General features: G+C 71.9%; 13 protein-coding genes and 3 pseudogenes. 9 read left to right on the forward strand and 7 right to left on the reverse strand.

Annotated features, from left to right (window positions below):
• Nucleotides 1–78 precede the first annotated feature (78 nt).
• From D9753_RS31070 to D9753_RS31080, 3 genes are all read right to left on the reverse strand, one after another.
• A complete protein-coding gene (locus D9753_RS31070; protein ID WP_163010840.1) occupies nt 79–978 on the reverse strand; it encodes a LysR family transcriptional regulator in 900 nt (299 codons plus the stop codon).
• 447 nt (nt 979–1425) lie between these two features.
• Complete coding sequence (locus D9753_RS31075) at nt 1426–1833, reverse strand: hypothetical protein (RefSeq protein ID WP_240468506.1); 408 nt, start codon at nt 1831–1833, stop codon at nt 1426–1428.
• Between the two features lie 5 nt (nt 1834–1838).
• Nucleotides 1839–2462: an RNA polymerase sigma factor gene (locus D9753_RS31080; RefSeq protein WP_121790019.1), complete on the reverse strand. Its 624-nt coding sequence runs from the start codon at nt 2460–2462 to the stop codon at nt 1839–1841.
• 1327 nt (nt 2463–3789) lie between these two features.
• On the opposite strand from D9753_RS31080, the gene D9753_RS31090 reads away from it, so the two are divergent.
• The 3 genes from D9753_RS31090 (at nt 3790) to D9753_RS31100 (ending at nt 8725) form a co-directional block, all read left to right on the forward strand.
• Nucleotides 3790–5013, forward strand: coding sequence for an MFS transporter (locus tag D9753_RS31090; protein ID WP_121790021.1), 1224 nt, complete (start codon nt 3790–3792; stop codon nt 5011–5013).
• A gap of 361 nt (nt 5014–5374) precedes the next feature.
• Nucleotides 5375–7501: a cellulose binding domain-containing protein gene (locus D9753_RS31095; protein ID WP_121790022.1), complete on the forward strand. Its 2127-nt coding sequence runs from the start codon at nt 5375–5377 to the stop codon at nt 7499–7501.
• Nucleotides 7502–7681: 180 nt separating this feature from the next.
• Complete coding sequence (locus tag D9753_RS31100) at nt 7682–8725, forward strand: sodium:calcium antiporter (RefSeq protein ID WP_205614306.1); 1044 nt, start codon at nt 7682–7684, stop codon at nt 8723–8725.
• 47 nt (nt 8726–8772) lie between these two features.
• On the opposite strand, the gene D9753_RS31105 is transcribed toward D9753_RS31100, so the two are convergent.
• A complete protein-coding gene (locus D9753_RS31105; RefSeq protein WP_121790024.1) occupies nt 8773–9834 on the reverse strand; it encodes a YihY/virulence factor BrkB family protein in 1062 nt (353 codons plus the stop codon).
• Between the two features lie 183 nt (nt 9835–10017).
• Here D9753_RS31105 and D9753_RS31110 point away from each other — a divergent pair, with 183 nt between their 5' ends.
• Nucleotides 10018–11025 carry a YihY/virulence factor BrkB family protein gene (locus D9753_RS31110; protein ID WP_121790025.1) on the forward strand — a complete coding sequence of 336 codons (1008 nt, stop codon included), beginning with the start codon at nt 10018–10020 and terminating at the stop codon, nt 11023–11025.
• A gap of 373 nt (nt 11026–11398) precedes the next feature.
• Here the strand turns inward: D9753_RS31110 and D9753_RS31115 are convergent.
• Both D9753_RS31115 and D9753_RS39725 read right to left on the reverse strand, forming a co-directional pair.
• Nucleotides 11399–12894, reverse strand: a pseudogene (locus D9753_RS31115) (discoidin domain-containing protein).
• A gap of 93 nt (nt 12895–12987) precedes the next feature.
• Nucleotides 12988–13113 (reverse strand): annotated as a pseudogene (locus D9753_RS39725) (DUF1996 domain-containing protein); the annotation flags it as partial.
• Nucleotides 13114–13118: 5 nt separating this feature from the next.
• Between D9753_RS39725 and D9753_RS31120 the strand changes: the two are divergent.
• A pseudogene (locus D9753_RS31120) lies at nt 13119–13307 on the forward strand (coagulation factor 5/8 type domain-containing protein); the annotation flags it as partial.
• Between the two features lie 74 nt (nt 13308–13381).
• Here D9753_RS31120 and D9753_RS31125 read toward each other — a convergent pair.
• Complete coding sequence (locus D9753_RS31125) at nt 13382–13726, reverse strand: spore-associated protein A (protein ID WP_240468332.1); 345 nt, start codon at nt 13724–13726, stop codon at nt 13382–13384.
• A 518-nt stretch (nt 13727–14244) separates the two neighbouring features.
• Between D9753_RS31125 and D9753_RS31130 the strand changes: the two genes are divergently transcribed.
• The 4 genes from D9753_RS31130 to D9753_RS31145 all read left to right on the forward strand — a co-directional run bounded on the left by D9753_RS31130 (nt 14245) and on the right by D9753_RS31145 (nt 18363).
• The gene (locus D9753_RS31130) at nt 14245–15390 is read left to right on the forward strand and encodes a sensor histidine kinase (RefSeq protein WP_205614307.1); all 1146 of its coding nucleotides are present in this window, start codon (nt 14245–14247) and stop codon (nt 15388–15390) included.
• The gene (locus tag D9753_RS31135; protein WP_121790027.1) at nt 15387–16049 is read left to right on the forward strand and encodes a response regulator; all 663 of its coding nucleotides are present in this window, start codon (nt 15387–15389) and stop codon (nt 16047–16049) included. The genes D9753_RS31130 and D9753_RS31135 overlap by 4 nt, the downstream gene beginning before the upstream one ends.
• A gap of 132 nt (nt 16050–16181) precedes the next feature.
• A complete protein-coding gene (locus tag D9753_RS31140) occupies nt 16182–16826 on the forward strand; it encodes a GOLPH3/VPS74 family protein (RefSeq protein ID WP_121790028.1) in 645 nt (214 codons plus the stop codon).
• 1 nt (nt 16827) lies between these two features.
• A complete protein-coding gene (locus tag D9753_RS31145; protein WP_121790029.1) occupies nt 16828–18363 on the forward strand; it encodes a carboxylesterase/lipase family protein in 1536 nt (511 codons plus the stop codon).
• The last annotated feature ends 126 nt before the right edge of the window (nt 18364–18489 follow it).

The following is an 18489-nucleotide window of genomic DNA, read 5'->3' on the forward strand; positions in this document are numbered from 1 at the left end:
GACGGGCTTCCGAATATCCGGAACTCGATATACCGCATAATCACGGGAGATGAGTGTGTCTCGCACCTGCGATGTTAACTACGTGTAAACAACTCGATCGTGTCGGGGCGCGGGACCTCTTTTTCGCGCCGTGGAGAACGCCTCGACGTACGCCGTCACGAGCGGCGACCGGTCGTCGCGCCGCCAGGCGAGAACCAGGCGTGTGGGCGGGAGGTCGGCTACCAGCCGGTAGGCGATGCCCTCCACCGCGTGCCGTCGCAGAGCCGATTCGGGTACCAGTGCGATCGAGTGCTGCCACAGCACCGCGTGCAGGCACTCGTCGAGGGAGTGCACCTCGGGACCGCCGCCCGACAGGGACGGCTGCCAATGCGCCCGCCAGATCGCGTCCACCCCGGCAGGTAACCGGATGGAGTCGCTGTGGTCGATGTCGCCCCTCGTCAGGGCGCGCCTCCCGGCGAGCGGACTGTCCGCGGAGACGGCCGCGAAGCAGCGGTCCTCCTGGATGGCGCGCACCGCCAGGCCGGTCACGTCGAAGGGCGTCCACGTGATCGCCACATCGATCGCACCGGCCGCTAGACCCATCGTCGGGTCGGTCAGATCGCCCTGCCGCAGGCTCACCACGGCCTCCGGCCGGCTGCGTGCGAAGGCTTGTGCGACGGGTCTCGACAGGGTGGCCTCACCGGGGCCGAGCACCCCGACCCGCAGCAGCCGCGCGCCGGTGACCTGCCGCACCACCCGCTCCTTGGCCCGGTCGGCTCCCGCGAGCAGCATCTTGGCCTCTTCCAGCAGCACGTCGCCGGCCGGGGTCAGGCGCATTCCTTTGGGGCCCCGGACGAACAGCTCGCAGCCCAACTCGGTCTCCAGCTCACGGATTCGCTGGCTGAGCGGCGGCTGGGACATGTGCAACCGCCGGGCCGCCCGACTGACATTGCCTTCCTCTGCCACCGTCACGAAGTAACGCAACCCCCGTAAGTCCATGGCCGACACGATACCGAATCCTTTGCCGCCGGTAGCGAAAAGATATTGGATCGCCGCGCAAAGACGTGCTGAGATCAAGACATGAAGAAGCTCTTCGATCGCCTGTTCCGGTCATGCGCCCGCTGTGTCGATCACTGCACGCCGCGCCGCTGGAAACGGAACGCCTAAGTCCCGTAAATTATCTGACCGACATGGTGTTATAGGCATACGTGTTCGACGTGTGTGTGTGTACGCCTATGCGCACGCCGTGGGAAGCGGCGGGTGGCGGGTCACGTGACTTTCTCGCGCCGACGCCAGGGCGCTACCCCCACCGAGTCCGCTTCAGTGGTATCCGCCATATGTGATGCCCGGCACCCAGAAAGACACCTCCCGGATGCTGTCGACGCCGGGAGGGCTTTCGCGTATGGCGGCCTTGGTTCCCTGGCCGGATTTCTCTCGTGCGGTAGGTCAGAGGTTCGAACGCTCGCTGTGCGCGGAGATCGGAGTCGACACGGTCAGGTGTGCCGGGACGGTGATGCCGGCCGATGGCTCGTCCGTGGACTTCTTCGCCGGGTCCGCCTTGGTGAGCGTGCAGACGCCGTCCACGCAGTTCCGCTCCAGCCGACCGCGGGAGATGGTCTGCGCCAGGCCGACCATCCAGCAGGTGGGGCAGCCCCGGAAGGCGACCAGACCCAGGGGGGCCGCCACCAGGCTGACCGGGCCGACGACGGGCACCAGGGCGATCGACCCGATGACCAGCCCGAAGCCGATGGCGCCGCGCACCAGATGGCGTGTGACGGACTTGCTCGCGTAGTTCAGCTCGGGCGCCGCGGGCTTCCCGGCGGCCGAGGCCTTCGTGCTCTTCGTGAGCTTCACGGTGTTCAAGGTCGTAACTCTCCTCCGGCTGGACGATCGACTGCTTGATCGGGTGTGTGATCGGGACCCTGATCGGATCCCTGGTCGGTCAGGGCCAACGAGTGACGCAGGGTCGCGCGGGCTCTGTGCAGGCGCGACTTCATCGCGGGGGTGCTCAGACCGAGCGACCGGGCGACGACGCCACCGGGCAGGCCCTGCACATCCCGCATGATCAGGACCTGCCGCTGGTCGCGGGGGAGCGCACTGATCGCGGCTGCGACCCGCTCCGCCTCCATCCGGCGCAGCACGGCGTCCTCGGCGGACGGCTCCGCGCAGGCCTCCGGTTCGGCCCTCATCTCGTCGCTCCGCGAGACGAGCAGCCGTACCTGCCGGAGGCACTCGTTGCGCACGATCCGGAACATCCATGCGGCGAGCGCACCGGAGGCCCGTAGGGTGCCGATCTTCCGGTAGAGGATGATCAGCGCCTCCTGTGCCGCGTCCTCCGCGTCCTGCGGTGAGGCGCACAGCGATATGGCGAACTTGCGCACATGAGGCTGCGATTCCATGACGACGGTGGTGAGCGAGGTGACGTCGCCGTCCTGGGCAGCCTTGATCAGCCGCTCGTCCGGCCAGGAGAAGCTACGGTTCATGCGTCCTACTCATACCCGCAAAGCGCCGCGCCCGCAGGCACTGGTCAGCTCCGGCTCCTCATGCGCTTCGTCAGGTGCCAGCTGCACGCGCCGACGAGCACTGCGCCGATCACTACGATGCCGATGATCATGGTGTGTCCTCCTGGTCTCCGCCGGCCCTCGCGGCCGGTACACGGATAAGAGAGGGGGACACCCGAAAAGGATTCAGCTCCGGCCGAAGAAAGTTCGCGGGCCGGCTCACCACCGGCCGCGGCGGGGTTCCGAGGCCCCTGGCCGACGGGCCTGGCTGCGGCACGGCGGCCGGGTCCTGGCGGCACGGCCGGCGGCCGGGGCCCGGACGATCCCGGTGGTGTCCGGCCAGGCCGGTCGGGCGCCCCGTGAGACGGGTCCTGGCCGAGGACGGCCTCCGGACAGTCCGGGCCCGGTCGGGACGTCGTCCCGATCGCGTCCGGCAGTGGGGGCATGGCCGAATCGGCCGTTGTCCCTCGCACCGTGGTCGCAGCAGGATGACGTGCGTGGGGAACCCGGGGGAGATTTCACCGTACGAAGCCCGAGACGCCGCCCAGTTCGTCGAGTTGATGCAACAGCTCAAGGAGCGGTCAGGGCTGACGTACCGGGAGTTGGAGGAGCAGGCGGCCCGACAGGGCGACGTGCCGGCGCGCAGCACGCCGGCCGACGTCCTGCGACGGACGACCTGCCGCGCCCCGACGTGCTGGCCGCGTTCGTCCGTGCCGGCGGTGACGACCAGCGGGTCGACACCTGGCTGGAGGCCAGGGACCGGATCGCCGCGGCTGACTCCGCCGTGTCCGCCGCGGCGTCGAGCCCCGGATCCGGACCCGGGGCCGAGCCCGAGCCCGAGGACGGAGCCACGGCGCGACCGCGAACCGAAGAATTCACGACCCCACGGTCCCGCCGGACCAAGCGCCCGGCGGTCGCACTCGCGACCGCACTCGTGATCCCCCCGCTCGCCCTGGCCGCCTGGGCGTTACTCCCGGACGACTCCACTGATACGGGTGCACCGACTCCTCCGGCCGTCGCTTCCCGGGCTCCCGCCGACGGATGGGTCACCATCCACCCCGCCGCCGCGCCCCACCTCTGTCTGACCGACGGACGCGACCGCGACGGCGCCTACGCCAGCGCCGTAGCCGTCCAACTCCCCTGCGCCCGGGCCACGATGCCGCGACAGGCGTACGCCTGCTGCGACGGCCGATTCCGGCGGCGTAGGACAGCGGCGTAAGCCAGGAACCGCACCGACCGACTGACTCGGATGCTAGAATGATGACGTTGGCCTTCGGCGCCCCAACGGGTGCGCGCGGAGGCTTTTTTCATGCCTTCTGACACCTCAGCATCCGTTACGCCGCCCCCCACCAGCTACCACGCCCTGCTCCGCAACCGTGAGTTCGCCGGCCTGTACGCCGGCTTCACCCTGACGGCCGCCGCGAGCACCCTGTCGGGTTTCGCACTCGGTACGCTGGTCAACCACCAGACCCGGTCCCCGTTCCTGACAGCCGTGAGCATGTACGGCGCGACGTTCGCCACGGTGTTCGGTGCGCTGACGCTGATGTCGGTCGCGGACGGCAACCGTCCTCGCCGGACCCTCGTCGTGCTCCAGTCCGTCTCGCTGCTGGGCGTCGCCGCGCAGGCGGTCCCGGGGCTACCGCTGGCTGTCCGCTTCGGTCTCCTCCTGGTGCTGGGCTTCTTCCAGTCCCTCGGCACAGGAACACGGATGGGCCTGCTCGCCGAGATAGTGCCGGCCTCCACGTACGCGCTCGCGCGGTCGCTGATGAACATCACGTCGGGCGGCATGGCGATCCTCGGGTACGCCATCGGCGCCGTACTGCTGCGCCACCTCAGCCCGCAGGAGGTCTTCGTCGTCGCCGCCGGCCTGACCGCACTCGCACTGGGCGTCGTGGCGGCGACCGTCCGGGAACGCTCGATCCGGCTGACCCGGCGCCCCGGACTGCGCCAGACCTGGACGACCAACATCGCGCTCTTCGCCCACTCCGGGCAGCGGGCGCTGCTGCTGAACCTGTGGATCCCCAACGGCTTGATCGTCGGCTGCGAGGCCCTGTTCATCTCCTACGCCCCGGACGACGCGGGGACCCTTCTGGCAGCCGGATCGGCCGGCATGCTCCTCGGGGACCTGACGGTCGGGCGCCTGCTGGACGCCGAGCAGCGCCGCCGCTACGCATTCGCCCTGCGACTGCTGCTCGCCGTGCCGTACCTGCTGTTCGCCCTCAACCCTTCCACGCCGGTGGCGGCTGCCGCGGTGTTCGTGGCCAGCGCCGGGTTCGCCGCCACCCTGCCGCTCCAGGAACAGCTTCTCGCACTGACCCCGGACCCGGTCCGTGGCCAGGTCCAGGGCGTCGAGTCCGCCGGCCGGATGACGTGGCAGGGCATCGGGGCGGCGATCGCCGGCGGCATCGCCCAGCATCTCGCCCCGGGGGCGACGATCACTGCTGTGGCCGCGCTCTCCGTCACCGTCACCGTCTTCTCCCGGCCCTTCGTCGTCCGCGCCCGCGCGGTCCGGGCCGACACGATCGAGGCGTGAGCCGTAGCGGGTCGGCAGTCGGGCACACGGCACCGCCTCGACCAGTGACTGTCCCGCGCGTGTACTGAATAGGTCCCCGGCCGGGGCGGTGGCCGGGGGCCTCACGGCGTCGCCGGGAGGCTCGACAGCCCCCCTTGCACGGGCGTTGACAAGACGTCGCACCCCTCCCATCATGGGAGCGCTCCCACAGCGGGATCGGCCGCCGCCCCCGCACGTGCACGATCGCCACCGCGCCCCGCCCCGCTCTCCGTGCCACCTGCGCCGAACGTCCGGCTGACGCGGGGCACTTCGCCCGTCCGGCGGCATGATCCGACACCTGCTGCCCCACCCGCACCGCCGGACCACCTAGGGAGGACCCCGCATGTCCCCACTGCGCAGACCCGGCCGGCCGGCCGGTGCCGGCTTTCGCCCCCTCGCACGCGGCGCCACCGTCCTCGCCGCCGCGCTCGCCCTGCTGTCCCCGCTGGCCGGCGTCGCACCCGCCGCACCGCGGGCGGCCGGCGCTGCGGATGTCGGCGTCCAGGTCAACGCCCAGGCGGCGCTGGGCCGGCTGTCCGGCACCGCCCGCGGCGTCAACACCGCCGTCTGGGACTCGCACATGAACGATCCCGAGGTCGCCCGCCTGATGAAGGCGGCCGACGTCGGGGCGATGCGCTACCCCGGCGGTTCGTACGCGGACATCTACCACTGGGAGACGCACACGGCACCCGGGGGTTACGTCGCCCCGGGCACCGGTTTCGACTCCTTCATGGGCACCGTCCGCGCCACGGGGGCGCAGCCGATCCTGATCGCCGACTACGGCTCGGGCACGCCCGAGGAGGCGGCCGGCTGGGTCCGGTACGCGAACGTCACCAAGAACTACGGCGCGAAGTACTGGGAGATCGGCAACGAGATCTACGGCAACGGCCATTACGGCAGCGGCTGGGAGAACGACGAGCACGACGACAAGAGCCCCCGGGAGTACGCCCGGCAAGTGCGCGCCTACGCCGCCGCCATGAAGGCCGCCGACCCGACGGTGAAGATCGGCGCGGTCCTCACCGCTCCCGGCGAGTGGCCGGACGGCGTGGTCGGCGAGGGCGATCCCGGCGACTGGAACCACACCGTGCTCTCCGAAGTGACCGACGCCATCGACTTCGTGAGCGTCCACTGGTACGCGGGCGGGTCCGACACCACGGCCCAGGACGCCACGGCGAGGCTGGCCAGGCTGCCGGGTGAACTGCGTGAGGTACGCGGCCAGATCGACCGGTACGCGGGCGCCGACTCGCCGCGCATCGGCATCGCCCTCACCGAGATCAACGCCAACACCGGCGGCGCCCGGCTCACCGCCCGCCCCAACGGCCTGTTCGCCGCCGACGCGTTCATGACGGCCATGGAGAACGGCGTGTTCAGCGTCGACTGGTGGAACACCCACAACGGCGCGGGCCAGATCACCACCGTCGACGGCGAGACCGACTACGGCGACATGGGGATGCTCTCCAGCGGCGCCTGCACCGGTGACGTGTGCGAACCGGCGCCGAACACGCCGTTCCACCCCTACTACGGCATGAAGATGACCAGCGAACTGGGCACCGCGGGCGACACCATGGTCGCTGCCACGTCCTCCGCGCAGGACGTCTCGGCACACGCCGTGCTCCGTCGCGACGGGCGCCTGAGCGTCCTGCTCGTCAACAAGAACCCGGACGTCGCACGGACCGTGGATCTCGGCTACGCGGGCTTCACCCCGTCCACCACCGCACCCGCGGTCAGCCGCTACGCGCGCGGCGACAGCGACATCACCGAGGTCACCGGCGGGGAGGCGTCCGCGTCCCAGGTCACCGTGCCGCCGTACGCATTGCTCACCGTCACCCTCGAACCGCGAGCCGGCACCGGCCCCGGGGCCTCGGCCGCCGGAACGCCCGGCACCCCGAAGCCGGAGGCGGTGACCGACACCACCGCGCGCCTGTCCTGGGAGGGCGCTGCGGGCGCCGCCCGCTACCTGGTCCAGGAGCGCGACGGCGTACACACGCGCCTGGTCGGCGAGACCACCGGCACATCCGTGACCCTGCGAAACCTGCCGCCGGGCAGCACCCACACGGTCGACGTGCTGGCGGCCGACGCCTCGGGACGGCTCTCCGCCCCGTCCTCTCCGCTGACCTTCACCACCGGCACCCCACCGGACGCCACCTGCGCGGTGACCTACCACCGCGACTCCGGCTGGGGCAACGGTTTCGTGGCCACGGTCACCGTCCGCAACCTCTCGAACACGCCGATCACCGGCTGGACCGTGGACTGGGACTGGCCGACCGACCATCAGTCCGTCTCCTCCGGCTGGGGGGCCACCTTCCACCAGACCGGCTCGCACGTGCGGGTGACCGCCCCCGAAGGCGCGGGACCGCTGGCCCAGGACGGCGGATCGACGGCCTCCTTCGGATTCGTCGGCGCCAACGACGGACCCAACCCGGACCCCACGGTCCTCCGCCTCAACGGCACCGTCTGCTCGGGCGGCTGACCGACCAGGGCAGGGGGACGCGGCCCGCCCCGGGCCGACCCGCGGCGCGGCGGGAGGCGGACGCCCGCGGCGGCCCGCCCGCCCCCGGTCCGACGGGTTGATCTCCGAGCAGGACAGGGGGGATGCCAAGTCACGCCGAGGGCGGGTACCCGCAGCCGCATGGGATCTTTCACTTCACCAGTGTTGCTCGTGTTGTTCGTGGCCAGTGCGGCCGTCATCTGGTACGCGGGCATCAAGTTGTCCGACACCACCGACGTCCTGGCCGAACGGCTCCATATGGGCAGCGCCCTGGGCGGGCTGGTCCTGCTGGCGATCGCGACCAACCTTCCGGAGATCGCCATCACCGTCTCGGCCGCCCTGGCCGGCCAACTGGACATCGCCGTCGGCAACATCCTCGGCGGTATCGCCATCCAGACCGTCGTCCTGGCCATCCTGGACGCCGCCGGGGTGCGTCCGCGCGCGCCGCTGACCCGGCTGGCCGCCAGCCTCCAGCTGGTACTGGAGGGCGCGCTCGTGGTGGTGATCCTGGCCGTGGTGGTCATGGGCACCCAGCTCTCCCCGGATCTGCATGCCGCGCGGCTGGCCCCGGCGTCGGTGGCGATCGCCGTGTTGTGGGTGATCGGGCTGGTGCTGCTGAACCGGGCGGGCCGGGGGCTGCCGTGGCGGGAGGGCGGTGACGCTCCGGACAGCCAGCCCGAGCCGCGCGGCCACTCCCGCGGGAAGAAGGAGAAGGCCGCGACCGACCGGGGTGTCGGCTCCCGCCGCGCCGTGCTCGTCTTCGCCGCGGCGGCGCTGGCGACCCTGGTGGCGGGCGTGGTCATCGAGCGCAGCGGTGAGCAGCTCTTCGCCCGCCAGGGGCTGAGCGGGGTGCTGTTCGGGGCGACCGTCCTGGCCGCGGCCACCTCCCTGCCCGAGGTCAGCACGGGCCTGACGTCCACCCGGCTCGGTGACTACCAGCTCGCCGTCAGCGACATCTTCGGCGGTAACGCGTTCCTGCCCGTCCTCTTCCTCCTGGCCACCCTCATCTCCGGCAAGCCCGTCCTGCCGGCCGCGCACGACACGGACATCTACCTCACCGCGCTCGGCATCATCCTCACCGTCATCTACATGACCGGACTCGTCTTCCGTCCCCGCCGCCAGTACGCGCGGATGGGCATCGACAGCATCACCGCCGTCGTCGTCTATCTCGTCGGCATCGCCGGACTGGCCACCATCGCCACCTGAACCACCGGACGACCACACCGCAGGTCGGGGCGCAGGGCGCGGACCGGTCAGGCATCGTCCAGCCGGCGCAGGTCCTGCTCGTCCCACTTGCGGGTGTCACGCGGTTCGGCGTACGGCTCGGCCCGCGGCGGGTGCCCGCCGGCGATCGCCCGCTGCCGTGCCGTCTCGGCGTCGAACTCCAGGCCCAGAAGGACGGCCAGGTTGCTGATCCACAGCCACACCAGGAAGACGATGACGCCGGCCATGGTGCCGTACGTCTTGTTGTAGGAGGCGAAGTTGGCCACGTAGAACGCGAAGCCCGTGGAGGCGATCAGCCAGATGACCAGGGCCAGGAAGCTGCCCGGCGTCACCCAGCGAAAGCCCCTCACCTTCGCGTTCGGCGTCGCCCAGTACAGGGTCGCGATCATCACGGTGACCAGGACCACCAGCACCGGCCACTTCGCGATCGACCACACCGTCAGCGCACTGTCCCCGATCCCGAGCGCGTCCCCCGCCTGGCGGGCCAGGCCACCGGTGAACACCACGATCAGGGCGCTGACCACCGCCAGCACCATGAGGACGACCGTCACACCGAGACGCACGGGGAGGATCTTCCACACGGGGCGGCCCTCGGGCATGTCGTAGACGGCGTTGGCCGCGCGGATGAAGGCGGCGACGTAGCCCGAAGCGGACCAGACAGCGATCGCCACACCGACGATCGCCATGACCGAACCGGTGCCGGCGCGGTTCTGTAGCTGTTCCACGGCCCGGGTGAGGATGTCCCGGGCCGAGCCCGGGGCGAGCTGCTTGAGGTGGGACAGTACCGTGTCGGTGGCCGCCTTACCGGTGATGCCCAGCAGCGAGATCAGCACCAGGAGAGCCGGGAACAGGGACAGCACCCCGTAGTACGTCAGCGCGGCGGCCCGGTCGCTCAGCTCGTCGTCCTGGAACTCCTTCAGCGAGCCCTTCAGCACCCGGACCCACGCCCCCTTGGGCAGCTTCGTCGGCGTGTCCGGCGCCCGCCGCTCGACCTCCGGGCCGGGCCCCGCCTGCTCGGGGTCCGGCACCTCACGCTCTCGGTCCTCGCCGTGATCGTGGTGGTCACGGCCGGGAAGATGCAGATTCGCCATGCGCACCGGATTACCCCGGCCCGTGGGCTTACGCCGGCTCGGCGGCAGTCCGTTCCCGGCTCTGTCCACGAGGAACAGCAGGGCCGCCGGTCACGCCGGCCGGTGTGGGATCGCCCGGGAGGGGCACGGGAATGCTGCGGCGTCCGCGGAGGCGCGGACACCGCCGACGGTGTGGGAGGGCACATGAACGTGCTGGCCCGGTTGGACCGATATCAGCGACGGCACCGGTGGGCGGGTATGCCGCTCGCGGTGGTGTACAAGTTCTTCGACGACCAGGCGGCCTATCTCGCCGCTCTGCTGGCCTACTACGGCTTCGTCTCCCTCTTCCCGCTCCTGCTGTTCCTCGTGGCCATCCTCAGCGCCGCCCTGCACGGCAACCCGCAGTTGCAGCAGTCGGTACTCCACTCGGCGCTCGGCGAGATCCCGGTGATCGGGGACCAGCTCGGGCACAACATCCACTCCTTCCACGGCAACGGCGCCGCCCTCGCGGTAGGTGTCATCGGCAGCCTCTACGGCGCCCTCGGGGTCGCCCAGGCGGTCCAGCACGCCCTCAACAAGATCTTCGCCGTACCGCGGCACGCCCGGCCCGATCCGCTGCGCTCCCGGGCCAGGGGCCTGTCCTTCCTGGTGCTGCTCGCGGTCGGCCTCGTTCTGACGACAGCGCTGTCCACGGCGGAGTCCGCCGCCGACATCTTCGGCACGCGCCTGGCCGTCGGGGTCCGCGTCGCCATCGGCGTGGCGGGAGTGGTGGTCAACGCCGCGCTGCTGCTCCTGAGCTACCGGCTCATGACCCGGCGCCGACTGCCGCTGCGCGTGATGTACGGCCCCGCGCTGGGAGCCGCGTCCGCCTGGCAGGCACTGCAGTGGGGCGGCTCGTACTACGTCGGGCACGTGCTGCGAGGCGCCACCGCGACCTACGGCATGTTCGGCATCGTGCTCGGCCTGCTCGCCTGGATCTACCTCGCCGCCGTGGTGTATCTCGCCACCGCCGAGATCATCGCCGTACGCAGCCTGCGGCTGTGGCCGCGCAGCCTGCTCACGCCGTTCACCGACCACGTCCACCTCGCCACCGGTGACCTGCGCGCCTACCGCTCCTACGCGGCCACCGAGTCCTTCAAGGGCTTCGAAAAAGTCTCCGTCCGCTTCGGCGAACCCCCACCGCCGGCCGTCGGCGACAAGGGACCGCCGTGACCTCGTGCGAGATGCCCGCCGGTGCGATGCGCGGCCGGCGTCCGCGTGTGCGCCGGTCGGTGGGACAGCGTCCGTCGGCGCGGCAGGACGCGAGGAAGGACAGTCGCCGGGTGTCGGTGGGGGTGAAGTACCGGGGCAGGAGGCCGGCGTTCACGCGGAGTCCCGTACGACCAGTTCGGGGTCGAAGATGACGGACGTGGGTTCGGCCGTCCGACATGGCCATCGGGCGCAGCGGGACGGCCGGCTCCGCCGCCGTGCGGCAGGTGTCGGCACCGGTGAGCAGCCGGACCTTGGCCCGCAGCGTGAGTTTGTCGATCAGCCGATCCAGCTCGTCCTCGTCGTACATCCCCGCCCCCCTCGTCCTGCCGTGATGTCAGTTGTAGACGCCGAACTCGTACAGTGAGTAGCCGTAACCGGTGCCGCGTGCCGTGCCGTTGACACGGACGTAGCGGCCGGTTCCGCTGGCGTCGAGGTCGTCCACGCCGCCGTTGCCGTCGCTCACGGTGCGCAGCGTCTGCCAGTTCCGTCCGTCGTCGGAGGTCCGGACGGTGTACGCCTTGGCGTAGGAGGACTCCCACACCAACTGCACGTGCTTGAACGAGATGCGTGCGCCCAGGGCGACCTGGATCCACTGCGGGTCGCTCCAGTCGCTGGCCCAGCGGGTGGTGAGCTTGCCGTCGACCGCGTTCGCGGCGGTGCACGGGCAGTCGCCGTAACCGGCCTGGAAGGAGGACGCGGTGGCCGGCTTGCCGAGTGCGATGTCCGTGCCGTTCACCGCCGGCGGCACGACTCGGATCGAGCGGGTCTCCACACCGACGTTGCCGTGGCCGTCCGTGGCCTTGACGTAGACCTTCCACACGCCGGGCCGGTCGGGGGCCGTGAACCTCAGCCGGCCGCCGCCCAGGTCGGTGAACGGGAGGGAGACCAACTGCTTGCTGCCGTCGAGATAGTTGCTGTTGTCGAGGACCCCGTGGCCGACCCGGTCGCCGTCGGGATCGCTCGCCTTGACCGACAGCGTCAGGTCGCGGCCGGCCTGTACGCTGCCCGCCCCGCCCTCGACGGTGAGGTCGGAGATGACGGGAGGGGTGTTGTCGTGCGAGGTGTCCCCTCCGTAGGCCCGTTTCACCGCGTAGCAGGAGAGCCGCTTCTGGCCGGCCGGCAGCAGGTTGAACCAGATGCCGCCGAAGTCGTACTCCGTTCCGTAGTGGAACATCGTCGCGCCCAGCGCGACACCCTTGTGCCCCGTGACACAGCCCCACGCCCTGGTCGATGCCGTGGATCTTCTCGGTGATGTCGTTGACGAGTGTGGTGTACGCGGTGCGCTGCCGTTCCAGTTCGTCGCCGCTGTAGCAGTTCTGGAGGCCGAGCACGGACTCGTTGCCGACGTCCCACATCAGGACGCCCGGGTTGTCCTTGTACGTCTGCACCCACTTCGGGAACTCGTCGAGCACCTGGTGCTTGTACGTCGTGTCCGTCAGGTAGTTGACGCAGCCGCCGGCGCCGGGGCCGCCGCCGGGCTGGAGCCAGAAGCCGGCGACGACCTTGATGCCGTGGGCCGCGGCGGAGTCGAACAGCGGCTTGCTGGAGGCGTCGGTGCCCCAGGTACGCATGGTGTTGACGCCCATGGACCGGAGGTCGGGCAGATACCGGTCGGCGTCGGCGACGGCCGGTCCCCAGGTCAGGCCCTTGATCTGGTAGGGCTTCCCGTCCACGGTCAGTCTGCCAGTTGCCCTGGGTGCCGGCCACCTTGACGACGCTGCCCGCGGCGTGCGCGGTGGTGGCGGGCAGTGCTGCCAGGGCGCCGACGGTCAGCACTCCGGCGGTCAGGGGAGCCAGGAGACGGCGCGTGCGGGCGCGGGGTGGGGTCATGGGGTCCTCTTCGCGGGTGGGGACGGGGCGGCCCGGCCGCGGCGGGGCGGGCGAGCGGGCCGCCCCGGATCAGGGTTCATGGCGGCGGCACGGTCACGGAAGCCGGTAGTTCTGGTCGAGTGCCGCGCCCGCCTCGGGATGCGTCTGGTCGGAGCCACGCGCGTCGCACTGGAGTCCGCCCACGATGCAGTGGCCGACCAGCGCCCTGAGTGTGGCGTCGCAACTACACGGCTGATCCGGGCATCGTGCAGCACCACGGCTTCGCCGCCCCGAACACCTCCGGCGTGAGGTTCCACGACCTGCTCGTGGTCTCCCTCGGCGGCCAGGGCCAGTACGAGCACGTCATCAACGAGACCGGGGCACCGACGTCCGGCACGTCGACCACGCCTTCCACGGTGCTGTCGTACCCCTGACCCGGAACCGCACGGCGACGGGCCCGGCCTCCGTCCGGGTCAGGTCCGTCGCCGTCCCCGGCACGGCCGCCGGGTCAGCCGCAGTTGGTGCCGCTCTCGCCGAACGACACGCCGTCCAGCCGTCCGTACCGGTCGACGAACTGCCCCTTGGCGCTGAGGTACAGCGGGCCGCGTACGACCGGTACGTGCCGTTGTCGTAGTTGTCGTGGATCTCGTCCCCGGCTGCACGTCGGGTAGGCGATGGCTTCGTCCCCCACCGGTGCGGAGTTGACCACGGTGTAGCCGGAACCGCAGGCGCCGTCGTAGGCGGCCCGGGCGACGGCGGAGGCGCCGGGAGCGGCGGCCAGGAGTGCGGCGGTGGCCGTTCCCGCCACCGCCACGGCGGCCAGGACGCGCCGGGCGCGGGTCAGGTGTGACATCGGTTCTTCCCCCATATGTCGGTCGTCGCGGCGAACGGCCTGACGGTCGCGTCCGCGGGGACCGGCGGCACGGCCGCCGTCCTCCTTGTTCATGACGACCGGTACGATCTGCCGCCGTCACCGATGGTTGCGCGCTGCCACCGTGACGAGTTCGTGCCGGTTGTCACCCCTGGGCGACATGCGCGTCAGGCCGGCACCGGCGCCGGTGCCGTGCTTGCCGGGTCGGCGAACGCACTGGTCTGCCGCCGACCGCGACTGCGAGGACCTCACCGCCTTCGACGGTGCCCCCATCGTCCAGCCCTCGGTGTTCATCGGCGGCGGCCTGACGCCTCCACGACCTGGCCGCCTGACGCACCCGCCCGCTCCGCCCGGTGGTGTCAGAACACATCCGCGCCGGCGAAAGGGCGCGACCGCTGCCCGAGGCGCCGCGCTCCTTCGGGGCGGCTTCCGCGTCCCGACCGGGGCCGGCTCCAGGCCGCCCGGCGTCCGGGGCCCGCCGGAATTGGTAGCGTCAGAATGTGGATCAGGGGCCCGGTTCGGACGGCAGCGGCTACTTCTCTCCGTCCGCGCGAGCTGTCAGGGCGCTGCGGATCGGTTCGGCGGTGCTCGTGCTCGGCGTGGTGGTGCCCGCGGCCGTCGTCGCGGGCACCGAGGAACACGGCCCGTGGCGGTCCGCCGCCGCGCTCCTGCTCGCGGCGCTCCAGGTCGCGGCGCTGTGGTGGGTGGTCCGCCGTCCACGGACCGTCCTCGCCGTCACCGCGCTGACCGGCGTCGGGCTCTGGCTGGCGCTTCCCGCGGTGAGCCTGACCGGCGCGCTGCTGGCGGCCCAGATCGCGCTGAGCGTCCTGTCGTCGCAGTCGCCCCCACGGGTCTCGCGGTGGTGGCTGCTCGGCCTGCTGGCGCTCGCGCCGGGCGCGTTCGCCGGCGGCGGAGCGCTGGGCCTGGCGGCGTACCTGCTGGCCGTCACGCTGGCCTGGACCGGTGGCCAGTGGCGCCGGGCCCAGCACGAGCGTCTCGTCGCGCAGACCCATCGGGCCGCGGCGGAGGAACGCGCCAGGATCGCCCGCGAGGTCCACGATGTGGTGGCGCACACCGTGTCCGTCATGGTGATCCAGGCGAGCGCCGCCGAGGATGTCTTCGAGCGGGACCCGGAGCGGGCACGCCAGGCGCTGCGCGCCATCGACGGCGCGGGCCGGTCCGCGCTGAGCGAGCTGCGCCTGCTTCTGCGCGCCGAGCCCCCACCTGACGGCGACGACGGGCGCAGGCCCCCGCGCGGGCTCACGGACCTGGAGGAACTGGCGGCGAACACCCGCGCCTCCGGTCTCGTCGTCGACCTGACGTCGGGGGAGCGCACGCGCGCCCCGGCCGCCGCGGTGGACCTCGCGGGGTACCGCATCGTGCAGGAGGCGCTGACGAACACCCTGCGTCACGCCCGGGCCACCCGCGTGAGCATCCGCGTGCGCTACGACGCCTCGACCGTGCACCTCACCGTGACGGACGACGGGCGGCCCCCGGCCCGAGCGGTCCGGTCCCCCGGAGCCGGGCGCGGCCTCCTCGGCATGCGCGAGAGGGTGGCCCTGCTCGGCGGCACCCTCGAGGCGGGGCCCGGGACGGACGGCGGTTTCGAGGTGCGTGCCAAGCTGCCGATAGGCTGCGGACCGTGACGATCCGGGTGGTGGTGGCCGACGACCAGACGCTGGTCCGGGGCGGATTCCGCATGATCATCGACGCGCGTGACGACCTGGAGGTCGTCGGCGAGGCGGCCGACGGACGACACGCGGTGCGGCTGGTCCGGCAGCTCCGCCCGGACGTCGTCCTGATGGATGTCCGGATGCCCGTGATGGACGGCATCGACGCCACGCGCGAGATCATCGCGTCGGGCAGTACGACCCGGGTCCTCGTCGTCACCACGTTCGACCTGGACGAGCACGTACTGACAGCGCTGCGCGCGGGTGCCAGCGGCTTCCTGCTCAAGGACATCCGGCCCGTGGAACTCGCCGATGCCATCCGGGTCGTCGCCCGCGGTGACGCGCTGCTCGCCCCCAGCGTGACGCGGCGCATGCTCGACCGCTTCGCGTCCACCGGTCCGGCCCAACTGCCGACACCCGCCGCGCTGTCCGAACTCTCGGCACGCGAGCTGGAGGTCCTCGCCCTGATCGGGCAGGCACTGTCGAACGCGGAGATCGCCCGACATCTGAGCCTGTCGGAGGCGACCGTCAAGAGCCATGTCTCGGCGGTGCTGCGCAAACTGGGGCTGCGGGACCGGGTACAGGCCGCGGTCGCCGCGTACGACCACCGGATCGTACGACCACGCGACCTCTGACACCCGGCACCGCACAGGTCCGCCCGGCTCATCCTTCAGGATGAGTGTCCGGCCCGCTCATCCCTTGTACCCAGGGGAGTTCCACCCGCTGGACGGATCACGCCCGGTCGTGATCACCGTAGCGTCGCCGTCATGACGCAGCCTCTGTACTGCCGGATGTACCTCACGGCCTACGACACCTCCGCCGACGACCTCTACGACCGCACCCGAACCGGATTCCTGCTCCGGGCCGCCGTCCTGGCCGAGCTGGCGATCCGGGGGAACCTCGTCGACTCCGACGGCGATGCGCTGGTCGCGTCGCCGGGGCCGGCCGGAGACCCGGTCCTCGACCTGACGCTCGACCGCGTCGCGAGCGACCGGCGCGACTGGATCTCCTGGATCAGGCACGACCGCAAGGAGACGCTGCACGCGGTAGAGGACCGGCTCGTCGCCCAGGGCGTGCTGACCGTCGAGGAGAAGAGGTCCCTCGGCCGGTCCCGGCGCGCGGTCACGGTCACGGACATCTCGGCCGTCACCGCGCTCCGGGCCACGGTGACCGGGCTGCTGCACGGCACCGGGGCCACCGCGCGGATCGCGCCCGCCGACGCCGCGCTGGTGGCCCTGGCCGCGGCCGGCGGCATCCGGTCCGTCGTCTCCCGCTCGGACGCCCGCGTCCGCAAGGACCGCATCGAGGAGCTGACGGGACGCCTCGGTGCCGTGGCCCCCGGTCTCGGCAAGGCGGTCGGCGGCCTCGGTATGACGCTGGTGGCCGCGCGGGGCGGGATGGGCGGAGGCTGACATGCGCTCTCTGGCGGTGGTCCTCACGAGCGCGCTGGCCGTGTTCGCCCCCCTGCCCGTGACGGCGGCACCGACCGCGCCGGCGGTGGTGCACACCCGGGACGGCGCCGTACGCGGCAGCGTCCGCGACGGCTACCGGACCTTCGAAGGCATCCCGTACGCGGCGCCGCCGGTGGGCGCGCTGCGCTGGACCGCGCCCCGGCCGCCGTCGCCCTGGACGGGAGTACGGGACGCACGGCACCCGGCGCCCGCGTGCGCCCAGCCCGACGGCGAGGTCCGCGGCGGCAGCACGGCCGAGGACTGTCTGTACCTCGACGTGACCGTACCGGACACCGCCACCGTCGCCCGTCCCCAGCCGGTCGTCGTGTGGCTGCACGGCGGCGGCTTCACCACCGGGGCCGGCAGCTCCTACGACGCCCACCGGATGGCCGTACGCGGCCACGTCGTGGTCGTCACCGTCGACTACCGCCTCGGAGCACTGGGGTTCCTCGCCCGGCCGGGCCTCGCCGGTTCCGGCACGTTCGGCCTCGCCGACCAGCAGGCGGCGCTCCGCTACGTCCGGGCCGGGATCGCGGCCTTCGGCGGCGATCCCGGCAACGTCACCCTGGCGGGCCAGTCCGCAGGGGCCTACAGCGTCTGCGCCCAGCTCGCCTCTCCGTCGGCGGCGGGGCTCTTCCACCGGGCGGTCATCGAGAGCGGACCGTGTTCCGGGCGGCCCGAGCAGCCCTTCGCGCCCTCCGCGTACCCGCGCGCCACGGCCGAGGAAGCCGGTGCCGAACTCACCGCGGACGTGGGCTGCGCCGAGGTGGCGCATCCGCTCGCCTGCCTGCGCGAGGTGTCGCCCTCGCAGTTGCTCGCGCACCAGGGGATCGACCAGCACCCCGCCCATGGCACGCCCTTGCTGCCGCGTGATCCCGCCGCCGCGCTCGCCACGGGGGACATGCGGCGGATGCCGGTCCTGCTCGGCAGCAACCACGACGAGGGGAACATCTGGGCCGCGGGCATCATGCGGGCGGGCACCGTCATCACTCCTACGACCTGGCCGGACGTCGTCGGCAGCTACCTCCCCGACCCGGCACGCACCCCGGAGGTCGTCCACGCCTACCCCGTCACGGCCGACAGCGCGGGTCCGGTGTTCGGCGCCGTCATCGGCGACTCGAACTACGCCTGCCCGACCGCGAGCACGGCCCGGCGCCTCGCCGGCCGGATGCCCGTGTGGCGCTACGAGTTCTCCGATCCGGACGCGCCGCGCCCCACGACGACCGAGCCGCCGTTCCCGCTCGCCGCCACCCACACCACCGAACTCCCGTACCTGTTCGACCTGGGCGGCAGACCCCGCGCCCTGACGGAACCCCAAAGACGTCTGTCCGACACGATGACCGGCTACTGGACGCGCTTCGCCCGCTCGGGCGACCCCAACGGCGACGGTGCGCCCCGCTGGCCACGGACCGGCGTACAGACCCTGCTGCCGGACCACACCGGCCCGACCCGGCCGGACACGGGCCACCACTGCGACATCTGGTCCGAACGGCCCTGACGGCACCGAGGAACGCCACCCCACGCCGCCGCGCGGGGCTCCGCCGTCGGCGTCAGGACCCGAACGGTGGGTCCGTGCGCCATGCGATCCGTGGTGCAGCCCCGTCGTAGGCGTGATCCGCACCGG

The organism is Streptomyces dangxiongensis (assembly GCF_003675325.1).
Classification (GTDB): domain Bacteria; phylum Actinomycetota; class Actinomycetes; order Streptomycetales; family Streptomycetaceae; genus Streptomyces; species Streptomyces dangxiongensis.